Source organism: Hoylesella loescheii DSM 19665 = JCM 12249 = ATCC 15930 (assembly GCF_000378085.1).
GTDB lineage: Bacteria > Bacteroidota > Bacteroidia > Bacteroidales > Bacteroidaceae > Prevotella > Prevotella loescheii.
In genome coordinates this window covers 14,710-30,132 of the sequence record NZ_KB899211.1, presented here as the reverse complement: position 1 = coordinate 30,132, position 15,423 = coordinate 14,710, and the positions used below count along the sequence as shown (strand labels likewise).

The 15,423-nt window shown below is 47.3% G+C and carries 9 protein-coding genes; 4 read left to right on the top strand and 5 right to left on the bottom strand.

Going from position 1 to position 15,423, the window contains the following annotated elements; translation table 11 throughout:
- Window positions 1-66: 66 nt before the first annotated feature.
- The 5 genes from F453_RS0102470 to F453_RS0102450 all read right to left on the bottom strand — a co-directional run bounded on the left by F453_RS0102470 (window position 67) and on the right by F453_RS0102450 (window position 8,496).
- Window positions 67-2,181: a S46 family peptidase gene (locus tag F453_RS0102470; RefSeq protein ID WP_018966580.1), complete on the bottom strand. Its 2,115-nt coding sequence runs from the start codon at window positions 2,179-2,181 to the stop codon at window positions 67-69.
- 170 nt (window positions 2,182-2,351) lie between these two features.
- Complete coding sequence (locus F453_RS0102465) at window positions 2,352-3,812, bottom strand: oligosaccharide flippase family protein (RefSeq protein ID WP_018966579.1); 1,461 nt, start codon at window positions 3,810-3,812, stop codon at window positions 2,352-2,354.
- A gap of 138 nt (window positions 3,813-3,950) precedes the next feature.
- The gene (locus F453_RS14020) at window positions 3,951-4,319 is read right to left on the bottom strand and encodes a four helix bundle protein (RefSeq protein ID WP_018966578.1); all 369 of its coding nucleotides are present in this window, start codon (window positions 4,317-4,319) and stop codon (window positions 3,951-3,953) included.
- A gap of 231 nt (window positions 4,320-4,550) precedes the next feature.
- Complete coding sequence (locus F453_RS0102455) at window positions 4,551-5,780, bottom strand: spore maturation protein (RefSeq protein ID WP_018966577.1); 1,230 nt, start codon at window positions 5,778-5,780, stop codon at window positions 4,551-4,553.
- A 166-nt stretch (window positions 5,781-5,946) separates the two neighbouring features.
- Window positions 5,947-8,496, bottom strand: coding sequence for a zinc-dependent metalloprotease (locus tag F453_RS0102450; RefSeq protein ID WP_018966576.1), 2,550 nt, complete (start codon window positions 8,494-8,496; stop codon window positions 5,947-5,949).
- 1,144 nt (window positions 8,497-9,640) lie between these two features.
- Between F453_RS0102450 and coaD the strand changes: the two genes are divergently transcribed.
- From coaD to mnmG, 4 genes are all read left to right on the top strand, one after another.
- Complete coding sequence (gene coaD, locus F453_RS0102440; protein WP_018966572.1) at window positions 9,641-10,090, top strand: pantetheine-phosphate adenylyltransferase; 450 nt, start codon at window positions 9,641-9,643, stop codon at window positions 10,088-10,090.
- A 22-nt stretch (window positions 10,091-10,112) separates the two neighbouring features.
- The gene (gene ybeY / locus F453_RS0102435) at window positions 10,113-10,535 is read left to right on the top strand and encodes an rRNA maturation RNase YbeY (RefSeq protein WP_009236964.1); all 423 of its coding nucleotides are present in this window, start codon (window positions 10,113-10,115) and stop codon (window positions 10,533-10,535) included.
- Window positions 10,536-10,783: 248 nt separating this feature from the next.
- The gene (locus F453_RS0102430; protein WP_018966571.1) at window positions 10,784-12,838 is read left to right on the top strand and encodes a M48 family metallopeptidase; all 2,055 of its coding nucleotides are present in this window, start codon (window positions 10,784-10,786) and stop codon (window positions 12,836-12,838) included.
- A gap of 563 nt (window positions 12,839-13,401) precedes the next feature.
- Window positions 13,402-15,273: a tRNA uridine-5-carboxymethylaminomethyl(34) synthesis enzyme MnmG gene (gene mnmG, locus F453_RS0102425; RefSeq protein ID WP_025790000.1), complete on the top strand. Its 1,872-nt coding sequence runs from the start codon at window positions 13,402-13,404 to the stop codon at window positions 15,271-15,273.
- The last annotated feature ends 150 nt before the right edge of the window (window positions 15,274-15,423 follow it).

The window sequence follows — 15,423 nt, the reverse complement described above, 5'->3', positions numbered from 1 at the left end:
TTACCTACCCAGTCTTGTTCAAAAGGGATGGTATCTTATCCCAAACTCAGGTAAATCCTCACAACCTTACAAACCCATTTCCTTCATCAAGCGGTCGGCATGTCCCCATTTATCCATCATGAAGAGCATGTAACGAATGTCTACGCCGATGCAACGAGCAAGATGCGAATCGAAAAGGATGTCGCTCGACAGACTATCCCAGTTGCCATCGAAGGCCAAACCGATAAGTTCGCCCTTGCCATTGAACATGGGTGAGCCGCTATTTCCACCGGTAATATCGTTGTTGGTGAGGAAACAGAGGTGCATCTTTTTCGTGTTTTTATCGGTGAAACGGCCAAAATCTTTCGACGAGAGCAACTCGCGCATGATGGGTTCGGCCTCATAGTCAACGTTGTTTTTTGCACGATCCATCTTCTCGACGATGCTTTCGGGCGTGGTGTAATAACCCAATGGCTTGCCACCAAGCGAGAATCCCTTCACCTGTCCATAGCTAAGGCGCATGGTGAAGTTGGCATCCGAGTAATGAGGCATATCCTCTTCCATACGCAATTTGGCTGCACAGAGATAGCGTTCTTGTTCCTCGATGGAATCGTTAATTGCGCCCATTCCTTCGGTCAGGTCGTAATAGATGTCCATCATTTCTTGTCCGAAGCGCACACCAGGGTCTTGCTTAAATGCCTTGGTGTTGTAGAACAGCTTTGCACCTTTCTTCATAATGATGGAACGAGCATAAAGATCGTCTACGAAACGTTGGTAATCGCCTCCAAAACGCTGGTCGATGGTGGTGTAGAACTTAGGTAAATAACGGTTACCAACTTGTTGGCGATAGTTTTTAAGCAACACGGCCAGCACCTCCTTATCCAATGCTGCATCCCATTCATCGCTGTTGTCGGCAAACTCGTGGTATTGTTTTGATGCGGGTTTCTTAGGTCCTTTCACCTCCAAACCTCCCATAGCAAGGCGCATGGCACGTGTGGCAAGCTCGCTGGTACGACGGAAAGTCTCGGTCCAATAATAGCGCGTGCGCACGCGATCGAAACGTTTTTCGTAGTAAGCGCCCAGCTTATCGAAGTCGAGTTTTCCTTTAAGGAAGCCCGTTGAATCTTGCCATTGGCGCAAACGAGCCTCATAATCGCGTTTTTGCTGTACCAAACCGATGGAATCGATACATTTGTTCATTCCCAAAGAGTTTTTCCAATAGTTGGCGCTTTGGGCAAACTTAGAGTCGTATTTAATACGTACGGCCTCGCTGGCACGCATGTGTCGGCGCATCACCTCTTGCTTAACGCCTCGCACTTGGGCACGGGGTGTGTTCTCGCAATCGCGCCTTTCGATGATGCCGTAGCTTGAAATATAACGGCTGGTGCTACCTGGATAGCCCATGGTCATCGAGAAATCGCCCTCCTTATAGCCATCGAGCGCGATGGGTGCCCAATGTTGGGGACGGTAAGGAACATTGTTTTTGGAATACTCGGCAGGACCATTTGTCTTGGGATCGGCATAAATACGGAACACGGCAAAGTCGCATGTCTGTCGTGGCCACATCCAGTTATCGGTTTCGCCACCGAACTTACCCATCGACTTAGGTACGGTGAAAACCAGTCGGAGGTCGTTGAAATCTTGATAAACGGTGGCATAAAAGCTGTTGCCCTCGTAGAAAGGGTCGATAGAAACACGAAGCGTCTTATCCACTTTACGCACCGAATCGTTGAGCACACTTTGCAACGAGTCGATAAGGAAAGCTTGTTGGCGTTTGCTAGCCTTAGCATATCCGTTCGCCATGAGTCGTGACGTAACGTCTTGTTGCGACTTCATGAAGCTCACGAACATGTCTTTGTTGGGCAATTCTTCCTCGAATGTCTTGGCATAAAAGCCGTTCAGCATGTAGTCGTGTTCAACGGTGGAATGGCTTCGAATGGCTTCGAAGCCGCAATGATGATTGGTAAAGACCAGTCCGTTGGGAGAAACCACCACGCCCGAGCAATATCCCGAGAAGTTAACAACGGCGTTCTTAACGGCGTCTTTGCTTTGATAGATGTCGGCGTATGGCAGTTTAAAGCCCTCGGCCTGCATCTGTTGGTACACTGCCTGTGGCAAATTGTACAGCGTCCACATGCCTTCGTCGGCCTTTGCCGTACCGAAAGCCATGAGGGCAGCTAAGATGAGTGTAGATTTCTTCATATTTATTTGAATTGATGTATTGGGCAGGAGTTAAGGAAGTAGGGAGTTAAGGAGTTAAGGAGTTAAGCCGTATGCTTTGTTGACCTATGGCTAAGTATCCTTTTAACTCGTCAACCCACAAAGCTAATCACTCCCCTCTCCCCTTGGAGAGGGGTTGGGGGTGAGGCTTTTTATTTTCTCTTCAAATCCCACTTCCATATATGTCCGATGAAAAGGAGGATAAAAACGGTATTCGTTCCCAAAGCAACGGACTTGGAGAAGTGGGTGTTGGCATAGTTGATACCGAAGTAGAAGATGGCTGCAATACCAACATATACAAAGATACTCCTAAGCTGATAGGCGATGGGATACTTGCGTTGGCCCACGATGTAACTAAGAATCATGGCCGTGGCATAACCTGCAAAGCCTGCCCAAGCACAGGCTATGTAGCCATAACGCGGAACAAACAACACGTTGATGGCGATTAGCACCACACAACCGATGCCTGAGAAGTAGGCGCCCCAAATGGTTTTGTCGACGAGCTTGTACCAAAACGAGAGGTTAAAGTAGATGCCCATCATGATTTCGGCTGCCATAACGATGGGCACGACACGAAGTCCTTCCCAGTAATCGCGGCCGATGAAATGGCGGAAAACATTGATATAACCCATCACAACAAGGAAAGCCAAAAGGGTGAAGATAATGAAATACTTCATAGCCTTGGCGTAAGTCTCGCGATTGTCTTTGTCTTTCGATTTGCCAAACACGAAAGGTTCGTAGGCATAACGAAAGGCTTGGGTTATCATGGCCATAATCATAGCTATCTTACTTGCCGCTCCGTAGATGCCCAACTGCATGTGCGCATCGTTTCCTTTATAGATATAGGGAAACAATATCTTGTCGGCCGTTTGGTTAAGTATGCCTGCAACGCCTAGCACAAGTATGGGCCAGCTATAAGAAAGCATACGTTTGAGCAGCGCTTTATCGAATACATAGGCGAAGCCACGCAGCTCTTTATAGAAACAAAAGGTGATGCTGGCCGTGCAAACGAGGTTGATGTAGAAGGCGTAACCTGCACCAACGTTTGGCGAATAAATAAGGCTCACCCATTGATGCCCACCTTCGTAGAGGGCTGGTAACAGCAGATAGTAAACCAAATTGAGGGAAATGTTGCTGCCAACGAACAGCAGTTTGAGGACGGCAAACTTAATGGGGCGCTTTTGATAACGAAGGTAAGCAAAGGGAATGCACTGGAATGCGTCGATGGCTACCGTCGCAGCCATCACCCATATATAAGAGGGATGATCGGCATATCCCATTGCTTGCGCGATGGGATGCAAGAAAAGCACCACCATTGCGATGAAAAGGGCGGAAGTGAAACCCACGGAGAGCAGGATGGTAGAATATACCCGCTGTGGATTTTCGTCGCTCTTATTGGCGAAACGGAAAAAGGTGGTCTCCATTCCGTATGTCAATAGCACTAAGAAAAGAGCCGTATAAGCGTACAGATTGGTGATAACACCATAACCACCACTTACCGATGTAATCTTAATCGTGTAAAGCGGAACAAGCAGATAGTTGAGAAAACGGCCCACAATACTACTTAATCCGTAGATGGCCGTGTCTTTAACCAATGATTTTAAATTAGCCATTGCTAAAAGTAAAAAGGTGAAAGGGTGAAAAGGTGAAAAAATGGCTCATGCCACAAAACGAGAAAAGGTGGAAGGACGAAAAGTGAAAAGCAGGCTAATGCCTCCGTCACTCTGTAACTTTCCTTTTTTAATCATCTCTTATTTTTTCAACTTTTCTTTTGTCTTTAATTTATTGATGATATTCACTAATGTACCTATTATCGTTTTGAGGTCGTTAGAAACGGAGTCAAACTCCTCTTGCGTAATGGTATCCGAATCTTTTAATAGCTCCAACCAGTATTCCGTCTCGTCTGCCTCCTTTAAGGAGATGCTCAGTTTACTGATAAAATCCGCTGTGCTTTGTGCATTCTTGCTCTCAGCGATATTAGCCCCAATACTGGTTCCACTACGACAGAGCTGTTTCGACATGATATACTCATGCCGTTCTTCTGTTAGATACCTATACAGAAGGATTATTCTCAAGGCAAAGTTCTTACTGAGAGAAGATATAACATTCGTTTTATACATCTCCTTTTATGCGTTTAATATCCTTGTTATTTCGTTATATGATCATTTGTCGCGAATACAATAGACGTAAGCTCTGATGGTGTAAGCGGTCTTTTCACATTGTTACTCTTCCGCCTTTTCACCTTTCATAGCGTGAGCCATCTTTTCACTCTTTGACTCCCTCACCTTTTCTCGTTTCGTGGCGTGAGCCATTTTTTCACCCTTTCACCTTTTCACCTTTTCACCTTTAGACTAGAAGAATAGGTAGCAAATGAATATGGCCGCGATAACTCCTGCTAAGTCGGCGAGCAGTCCGCAGGCTACAGCGTGACGCGTATAGCGAATGCCCACACTGCCAAAGTAAACGGCGAGGACGTAGAAAGTGGTGTCGGTGCTGCCCTGGAAGATGCAACTGAGTCGCCCAACGAACGAGTCGGCACCGTATGTAGACATCGTATCGATCATGATACCACGTGCGCCAGCTCCCGAAAGGGGCTTCATCAGTGCCGTGGGCAATGCTTCGATGAAATCGGTGTTTATTCCAAACAATCCCACCAACCAACGAATGCCATCTACAAGAAGGTCCATGGCACCCGATGCACGGAATACGGCCACGCCCACAAGTATGGCTACGAGGTAAGGAATGATGCGCACGGCTGTTTGAAAACCATCTTTCGCACCCTCGATAAAGGTGTCGTAGACATTCACTCGTTTGAAAACACCAGCCACGATAAAGGCCACGATAATGCCCATAAGTAGGATATTGGCCGTGGTGGTGCTGAAAGTGTTCATCGATTCCTTATCCATCCTGCCGAAGCCCCATATTATCGAGGCGACGATGGCACAGGCAATGAAAAGCCCTAAGAGGGTTTTGGGACTAAGCAGGTTTATCTTTTGATATATGCTAGTGATGATTATGCCGGCCAAGGTGGAAAAGAATGTGGCCAGAAGTATGGGTATGAACACATCTGTGGGTTGCGACGCGCCAAGCTGAGCACGATAGGCCATGATGCTAACGGGTATCAGCGTGAGTCCCGAAGTGTTGAGCACAAGGAACATAATCATAGGATTCGAGGCCGTATCTTTCTTCGGGTTGAGCGTTTGCAGCTGCTCCATCGCCTTCAATCCCAAAGGAGTGGCGGCGTTATCAAGACCCAACATGTTGGCGGCGATATTCATAAAGATGCTTCCCGTTACGGGATGACCCTTGGGGATATCGGGAAACAGACGCGTGAACACAGGACTTAGCGCACGAGCCAAGGCGTTAACCACACCTCCACGCTCGCCTATCTTCATCACGCCGAGCCATAACGAGAGGATGCCCGTTAGCCCAATCGATATCTCGAAGGCTTTCTTAGACATGTCGAAGGTGCTATCCATCATGGCAGGGAACACCGTGGCATCGCCCATAAACAGAAGCTTTGCCGCGGCAACCACAAAGGCCACGAGGAAGAAGGATATCCAAATGTAGTTTAAAACCATTTTCTACTAGCTATTTTCGGTTTTTGGTGAATGTGGGTTTGCAGGTGAATGGCGAGCGCATTTACCCCAAGATGCGATGCAATGGGGAAAAATACACGATACCACACGCTACAAATACCAGACTCGCGACGGCAAACTAATTGTGCCGTTACTGGTGAAAAGCGACCTAACGCACGTTTTTACCACGTTCGCGCAACGTCTTTATCTGCCTCACTTGACGTGCCAAGTCGGCGTAATGCAAGGCGTTGATGCCCGTAGCCGTTTGCGCTTGGTCTTTAAGATAGGCGTCGAGCTTGTCGAGATGTTGCGCTACATAGAGCAGGGCATCGGTATTAAAAGCGGGCGCATTGGTACCAACCTTATCCTTGTCATCGGGATTGAGCATGGTGTTGAGTCGCTCAACATAGTTGCGTTGCAAGGTTCTGCGACTGCTGTTCTTCAACTCTTGCGAGGCATCGAGAGGTGTCCACACCTTGGCGAATAAGTCGTCGAGGTAGTTTTCCAAACGATAAGCCGTGGGCGAAGCCTGCGAATTGTTATAGATAGCATTGAGCAGGTTCAGCGAGAACGTAGCGTTAAGCGCCACGGCTTGCATCTTCGCAATCTCTGTAACGGCATCTACGCCTGTCTTCGACGTGATTTCGGCGGGATAGAGCCACAAAGGGGCATCGAATACCTGACGACCGAAGTAGTCGAGAGCTGCCTTTTGCCTTTCGGCAGACATCAGTTCGTAGGGCATTTTACCTGGCATGTTATTGATATAACGACCTCCGATGTTCTTGGCAACATGCCCGAAGTAGCGGGAGAACTGCTGTCGTGCGCTGTTGTACATCTCGCGCAGGTCGTCGTATTGGTCGTTGGCTTGGCGTGTCCATTGTGGCAGGTTCGCGATAACCCGTTGAAGGTTCTTCACACCATAATCACTAGCCTTCACATTATCGTCGCCAAGGTCTTCACGCTGTGCCCTCGGATCTTCGTTGGTGCCTTCTCCACCGAACCAAAGACGGGGATTTTTGGCTAGAATAGCAGTGGTTTCGGTCATCAGCTTCTCTTTTTCCGCCAGTTCGTCTTTAAACTCCGGACGATATTGGTAGCCCCATTTGATGGCCCATTTATCGTAATCGTTCACACGGGGGAACAGTCCGCGTTCACCGATGTTATCTTCGGGCTGAGCCACATAGTTAAAACGGGCATAGTCCATGATAGATGCCGTATGGCCATGTTTCTCTACCCAGGCCTTGTCGCGCAGCTTTTCAACGGGCGTTGCATAACTCGCACTCATGTTGTGGCGAAGTCCGAGGGTGTGTCCAACCTCATGCGAAGAGACAAAACGTATCAGTTCGCCCATCAATCGATCGTCGAAGTTCATCGTACGAGCACGTTTATCGAGCGGTCCGCATTGTGTCATGTACCATTTAGTGAGCAAATTCGTCACATTATGAAACCAACAGATGTGACTTTCGATGATTTCACCGCTTCGTGGGTCCTTCACATGGGGCCCGTAAGCATTCTCGGCTTCGGAGGGGAGGTAACGTATCACGTTGAAACGGGCATCGTCGAGACTCATCGTTGGGTCGTTGGCGGGCCATTCCTTGCCTTGAATGGCATTCTTAAAGCCTGCTGCCTCGAAGGCAACATTCCAGTCGTTGATTCCTTTAATAAGGTAAGGCACCCACCTCTTGGGCGTTGCGGGGTCGATATAGAACACGATTGGCTTCACGGGTTCAACCAGTTCACCTCGCTGATAGCGCTTCACATCTTTGGGAACGAGCCTAAAACGCGAGATGAATTGTTCGCGTTGACTCTTGCGTTGCTTGTCGGAGAAGATGGTATAAGGATAGGCGAAGAAGCCTACGCGGTTATCCCAGACACGTTTTCGCATCGGAATCTTGGGCAATGCCACGATTGACGTGTTGAGCGCAAGGGTTATTGCGCCTGTGCCCGATGCCCGAATGTTGCTTGGCGATGCACCATACGTTCGCGTTGTAAGCACTTCCACGTTGATGGGATAGGTCTTGATGGTGTCGACAAAGGTACGATCGGGCTGCTGTCCGCCTATCTTAGACTTCTCGAAGAAGGTGCGGTTGATGCCCACGATGTTGTTGTCGCGAGCGAAGAAACCGGTCACATCGAAGAGGTTCATGCCTTTTTGGGTGTTTCCGGCTACGATCGGGAAGGCCGCGACGATAGGGTCGGCAGTGCTTTGCTTCAGCGAGAGGTATATGCGATCGGCTTCGTTAGCCTCTTGCGTACGAACGAATGTGCGCAGAAGCATGGTTTTGCAATCGCGCTTTTCGAAGTAAATGGCGTCTTCATTGACCATTTCACCGCTAAATTTGCCAAATCCTTGGGGTACGCCAGCAAAGCGCGTAACGGCCATAAAGTAACGACCCACAAGACTGTCGTGCATCTCAAAGTACCATTTGTCTTTGATATGACGCACGGTGAAAAGGCCTTTCATCACCGTTCCACTGTCTTTCATCAGCTTGTCGTAGTCGGTTTCCTTTTTCTTCGGTAGGGCTTTCACTTCCTTGCCGTTTGGCTTTTGCACCTTGGTGGTATCGATTTTGGCGGTTTGCGTGGTCGTGTCTTTCTTCACCTTTATGGCAAACGCGATCCCCGCTTGTGCCGAATAGCCCAACGCCAAGGCAGCCAATAGGCAGCCCATCCTGTTACTTATACCCATAATTGATTTGTCTTTTTTGTATATGTTCATGTCATAAGGGGGCGATCAACCCATGTTGCCCGCCCGATTTGGTTGTACAAAGGTAGTGCTTTTTGTACAAATTCACGTACCATGCCATGCCTATCAAGGCTTTACGCATAACGAACGTGCAGTTAAACGATTGCTTTTGCTCCGTATTTTTTTGATTGTTGAGTGCAAAACATCCCGATGAATTGGATAGATTTTCAAGCTTCACACTGTGAGAAGATTATTCAGCACCATATTTATATAAACAATATTTAACCTTTTAATGTTGTTGAATTAACACTCAACGCTTGAAAAGCATAAGCAGTTATTCAGCCCAGACTGGTATGTAAAAAGGCTCTGGCATCTGCATTCCTTAGAATAGGCCCACCTCTTGCAATGCGCGAGCTCGGGGAAAAACAATCGTTATGCCAACTGCCACGTAGCATTAGCTGGCGAGATAGCCAACTCGTTTACCTGCCCAGTCTTCTTCAAAAGGCATGGTATCTTATCCCGAACGCGCCCATTAACCATCCCATCGTTCGCATTTTCATAGTCCAGAAGATGCGCTTTCTAAGCCCTGATGATGCATTATTAGGTTAACCGCCGTGTTATATGTGTTTTGGACTGCTGTTCCAGTTCATCCGGAATCCTGTTCCAGTTGAATTGGAACATTGTTCCAACTTAGCTGGAACAAGGCGAAAGCTGAAAAAGCTCACTACAAGAGTTTATTGGGTGGGCAATGAAAAAATGCACTAAACCCATCTTTTAAGGCTTCTTATAGGCATCTAAATACCAAATTCCAACCACCACCCAACAAAATTCGTCCACCAAATACATGTTTTTCAACATAAAAATAAGAGCCAAATTAAGCGCTATACCTTTGCGTTTACAAAATAAAAAATAAACGATGAAATGGTAAAAATAGGTTTGGGGAAGTCAATAAATAGCGAAGAAAATGATACAAATAAAGAAATATAGAACAGTATGTGTTTTAAAATGATTACAATAAAAATGCCCTAAAAATTTGGCTGTCAGTGTGAAATAGCCTATTTTTGCAGCAAATAGGTCGCAATCGGAACGTTTTCGAGGCCTCTACACCCTGCCATGCTCAGTCATGCGAGGGATCAACAACAACAAAACAATAATGTAACTGCCACTTGAATTGCGCATGAAAACAGGTCTATTCACAGGAAGCTTCGACCCATTCACCATTGGGCACCAATCGATTGTGGCGCGCGTACTGCCGCTTTTCGATAAGCTTGTTATCGGTGTAGGCGTGAACGAACGCAAGAAATACATGTACAGTGCCGAAGTTAGGGTGAAAGTGATTGCCGAACTTTATGCAGATACCCCCAAGGTGGAGGTGCGAGCGTTCAACGATTTGGCTGTCGACTTTGCCCATCGGGAGGGTGCATGGTTTTTCGTTAAGGGCGTACGTAGCGTGAAAGACTTTGAATACGAGCGCGAACAAGCCGACATCAACCGCGCGATGGGCGGCATAGAAACTCTCCTAGTATTTGCCGAACCGCAACATGCAAGCGTCAGCTCATCGCTCGTAAGGGAGCTTATCCACTTCGGAAAAAATGCCGAGATGTTTCTCCCAAAGAAAGCGAAGTGAGCCCTGAAGTAGGAAATAACTTATGATTACATATAACACAGACGGCGTGAAAATGCCAAAAATAAAAAGGAAGGACACCACGGCATGGATAAAAGCTGTGGCCCAGACCTACGGAAGAAAGGTGGGAGAAGTGGGATACATGTTCGTGAACGACGAGAAAATCCTGGAAATAAACAACGAATACCTAGGACACGACTACTACACGGACGTTATCACCTTCGACTACGATGAAGGCGACGTCGTTAACGGCGACATCGTTATCTCTCTCGACACAGTGCGAACAAATGCAGAAATGTTTGGCAAGGCGTACGAAGACGAGCTCTACCGTGTTATTATACACGGAATACTTCACCTATGCGGGCTCAACGACAAGGGTCCGGGGGAAAGGGAAATCATGGAAAAAGCTGAAAACAAGGCCTTGGAAATGAAAAATGGCGCTTTCTGATACCTGAAAAAACGCCAGAAAAACGGGGGAGACCCAAAGGGGAAGGATACCCACAACAAACCAACCTGCGCACAAACGCGCAAAAGAAAGCTAAATAAGGCGGACCGACAACTAAACGTAACTAATCCTTTTCGTAACGATCCGCCCATGGCTATGGCGCAAAATGTATTTCCTTGAACAGCGCCACAAGGAAATTTATCTAAACTACGTGTTATAAAACACGCCTAAATTATTTAATGTCTAAATGCATGAGAGAAAACAATGCAATAAGAGCATTGGGTAAAACGGTTCTATACCGAATAGCCCTTTTCGTGCTTGTCTACCTCTCGCTGATTGCCTTTGGCCTTCTATTGCTCTACATTGGCTATAAATGGGCAACATTCTGGGGGATAGATATGCTGCAACGTGTCTTCAACAGCACCAACAGCGGATTTGCCATGCTTATACTCTTGGGTGTCTACCTAGGCGTCATCACCCTCTGCCTGATGTTCGGACTCTTCCTGGTAAAGTTCATCTTTACCCGACTTAACGTGGAAGAAGAAGGCAAAACCTTAGTAAAAGAGAGCGATTGCCCGCAAATCTTCGATCTAATACGTGAAGTGGCCGAGGCTACAAAAAGCCCAATGCCTCACAAAGTGTACTTATCTACCGAAATTAACGCTTGCGTTTACTTCAACACAACTTTCTGGTCGATGTTCTTTCCCGTAAGGAAGAACCTCGTGTTGGGTGTAGGATTGTTTGCCACAACTAGCACCGAGGAGATTAAAGGCATACTGGCCCACGAGTTTGGACACTTCTCGCAAGAAAGCATGAAGATTAGTTCGGTGGTCTATACAGCCAATATCGTGATGGGAAACCTTGTCTATGGCGAAGACGCTTGGGACAGATGGGTAGACCGTTGGAGTCATTTCGAATGGAAACCGTTCTCTGTTTTCGGCTTAATCACTCGCTTTTTCACCGTCAGGGTACGTCTTCTACTTCAAGCATTATATAGATATGTGAACATCGCTTACCGCGAATTGTCACGACAGATGGAATATGATGCAGACAGCATCGCATGTAAGGTGGTTGGAAAGGCTGTGATGGCGTCATCTTTCTATAAGACAACGGTATTGATGCAATGCAGCTCTAACACGCACGTAGCGATGATGCGACTGGCAGAGACATCAAAAAGGGCCGATCCATTCGAGGTTTTGGAGATGCTTGCGCAGATTAAATCGCGCGAAGAGGGCAAGACGATTGAGGCCACGCAACTGCTGCAAGCTGAGGTAAAAACCAACGACGAGCCTACGGCTAGGTTTTCTTGCGAAGACGTTTGGAACTCGCACCCCTCGGATAGGGAACGTATTCATCACCTACCCAACATCCCCGCGCAGTCAAATGCTCCACTGATACCGGCTTGGAGCATTCTCCCCACCGCGCTACGGCAAAAGGTGGCCGAACTCTTAAAGTACGAACGAACGGTAAAAGGTCTTTCCCCACAAGTGCTAACAGGCGAAGACCTACGCCTATGGCTTGAAAAAGAACTGGTCACCGAACTGCTTGACATGCGCTTCCGACGTTTCTTCGTGGAATGTGGGTGTATCGATCTGTTCAATCCGATAGAGGAAACACCGGCCGAAACGGTTACTTATCCCTTCACCAAGCGCAACCGAAACATCGTAACGGCTTATATCCGAGCATACGAAGACGCTGAACAAATGATTGAAATCATCAATGGCGACCGCGAAGTTAGCGCTGCTTACTACAAGGGGAAGAGCTATTCGCCAAACGATTTGCCCACCGTTGAACACAGCCGTTACATGGAACGGATGCTGCCCAAACTCAAAAACGTGTATCGCGAGATTTACACTTACCTGAGCAATGGCAGTCAGGGCGAGGAGGTTAAAAGGCTATACGAACGGCTTTTCATGCTCAACAAGCGCATCGAAACATACCAGCAGGTTATCATCAAGCCTGCGGAAAAGATGGTGGAGGCATGGAACAGCAGCAAAAAAGAGGATCAGAACGAAGCGCAATTGTTCGAGAAATACGAGCTGCTCTTTGAAGAATTACAAGGCATAATGCCCTCAACGAGGGAGATGCTAAGCCCTGATTTCATAACGAACGAGAACTGTTTGGCTCTGCACGAACTGACTCAATCTGCCCCGAAAGCGCGCGAATACAGCGACAGCGACGTGCAAATGAACGAGATTAACAAGTGTTTGTCGTTGCTTTCACCTTTCCTAGAACTGCTACAACAGCAATATGCCGAGCTTAAACTTACTATCGGCAGAATTGCCCAAGCAGAAGAGGGGATGTGAAATGGTTCTTGAGGAACTCAGGAGTTTATGGAGTTAAGGGCTTATAAGATAGGTGTCTATCCTTACGAATTAAAGGCTTGATGGGTTAAGACACAACAGATAGCTGTTCAAATGCCAAGGCTAAGGAGCTTTTTTAGCCTGTAAACTTGCCAACTCGTCAACTTTAAGAACAGAAAAGAGATCATAATCTTTGGCGATACATCACTGTACGCCATACCATAAAATGCACTACTGAGATTAGAAGGATGGTTCTGGCCATCCTTTTTTGTTGTTCTTAATTTGCATATATGGTTTCTATACTCTAACTTTGTAAGTCCTTTGCAGTGAAAATAGCGTAAGATTATAAGCTAAAATTCCGCAAACACTTGATTTTCAGAACATAAACAGCTCTAAAAAGATATATAGAGCTACGATATATAATAACAACAAAGGGGCCAGGCGATGACCTCTCATTTGCGCATGAGCGTAAAAATGAAGGTGTATAGGCTTCTAAATAGCGATTTTGACTTGTCGTTTCGCCAACGCATCAAAGTATAAATCAAGTACATACAGCAAATTATAATATGATATTCAAATACGATGTCCTCGTTATTGGGGGTGGTCATGCGGGTTGCGAAGCGGCCTGTGCAGCAACAAGACTTGGTGCTAAGACCTGCCTTATCACTATGGACATGAACAAAATAGCTCAAATGAGCTGCAACCCAGCCGTTGGAGGTATCGCCAAAGGACAAATTGTGCGAGAAGTTGACGCACTGGGCGGTGAAATGGGAATTATCACCGACTCCACGTCTATTCAGTTCCGCATGCTCAATAAAGGCAAAGGACCAGCCGTTTGGAGTCCGAGAGCACAGTGCGATAGGGCTAGATACATCACCAAATGGCGCGAAACGCTCGATTCTATCGAAGGATTGGACATCTGGCAAGACCAAGCTGACGAACTGCTTGTTGAAAACGGGGCAGCCGTTGGCGTACGAACGCTATGGGGTGCAGAGTTTAGAGCCAAGAGCATTGTCATTACTGCAGGCACGTTCCTTAACGGATTGATGCACGTTGGCAAAGTGCAGATTCCTGGCGGACGTTGTGCAGAACCCGCCGTTTACCGATTTAGCGAGAGCATTACCCGTCACGGGATCGCTGTTGACCGAATGAAGACTGGCACACCCGTAAGAATTGACGCACGCACCGTACATTTCGAAGAGATGGAAAGGCAAGACGGCGAGGTGGATTTTCATCAATTCAGCTACATGGGAACACCCAGAACGCTGACGCAATTGCCTTGTTGGACCTTCTATACTACGCAAGAGGCGCATCAAGCACTGCAAGAAGGCATCGCAGATTCGCCCCTTTTCAACGGACAAATACAAAGTACTGGGCCACGCTATTGCCCTAGCATTGAGACAAAGCTCGTTACCTTCCCCGACAAAGAACAGCATCCGCTATTCCTTGAACCAGAAGGCGAGAACACTGCGGAGATGTATCTCAACGGATTTTCTTCGAGCATGCCCCTAGATGTACAACTGAACGCACTGCGAAAGATACCTGCACTACGCGATGCAAAGGCTTTCCGCCCAGGCTATGCCATAGAATACGATTACTTCGACCCTACCCTATTACACGCCTCGCTTGAGTCGAAAATCCTCAAAGGTTTGTTCTTTGCGGGACAAGTTAATGGCACTACGGGTTACGAAGAGGCAGCAGGGCAGGGTCTTGTGGCAGGAATTAACGCTGCAATAGCCTGCAATGGAGGTGAGCCTTTCGTGATGAAAAGGGATGAAAGTTACATTGGCGTACTGATAGACGACCTTACTACGAAGGGTGTTGACGAGCCTTACCGCATGTTTACTTCTCGTGCCGAATACCGAATACTGCTTCGTCAGGACGATGCCGACGCTCGATTGACTGAGCGAGCATACCAAATTGGATTGGCTTCAAGGCAAAGATACGATCACTGGATAGAGAAAAAAGAGAGCATTGAACGCATTATTAGCTTCTGTGAGACCTCCACAGTGAAGGCTAACGATATTAATGCTGCGCTAGAACGATGGGGAACGACTCCATTGAACGGCAGCGTAAAGCTGGCCGATCTTATCGCCCGACCACAGCTTAACATACAAGGCTTGGCCGAAGTGCTACCTGAATTAAAGGCTGTCATTGAGCAAACGCCCAACAGGAAGGAAGAAATAGTAGAGGCCGCAGAGATTAAGATGAAGTACAAAGGCTACATCGAACGCGAGAAAATCGTTGCAGACAAGATGCGCCGATTGGAAAACATCCGCATCAAAGGACACTTCAATTACGAAGAACTGCATGAAATTTCCACCGAAGGACGGCAAAAATTGGCACGGATCAATCCCGAAACGCTGGCTCAAGCATCACGTATCCCAGGCGTATCACCTAGCGACATCAACGTGTTACTTGTGTTGATGAACCGATAAAGACCTAGAAGCAAGCGAGGCATAATGGTCAAACGTGCCAAAGCTGCTGAACGGTGAGATTGGATTAGATACGAGCCCCCACCCTAAGAAGCCAGCACCATGTATGGCAAAACAAAGGGAAGGGAAGACAATAGAGAAGGGCTAAACGTG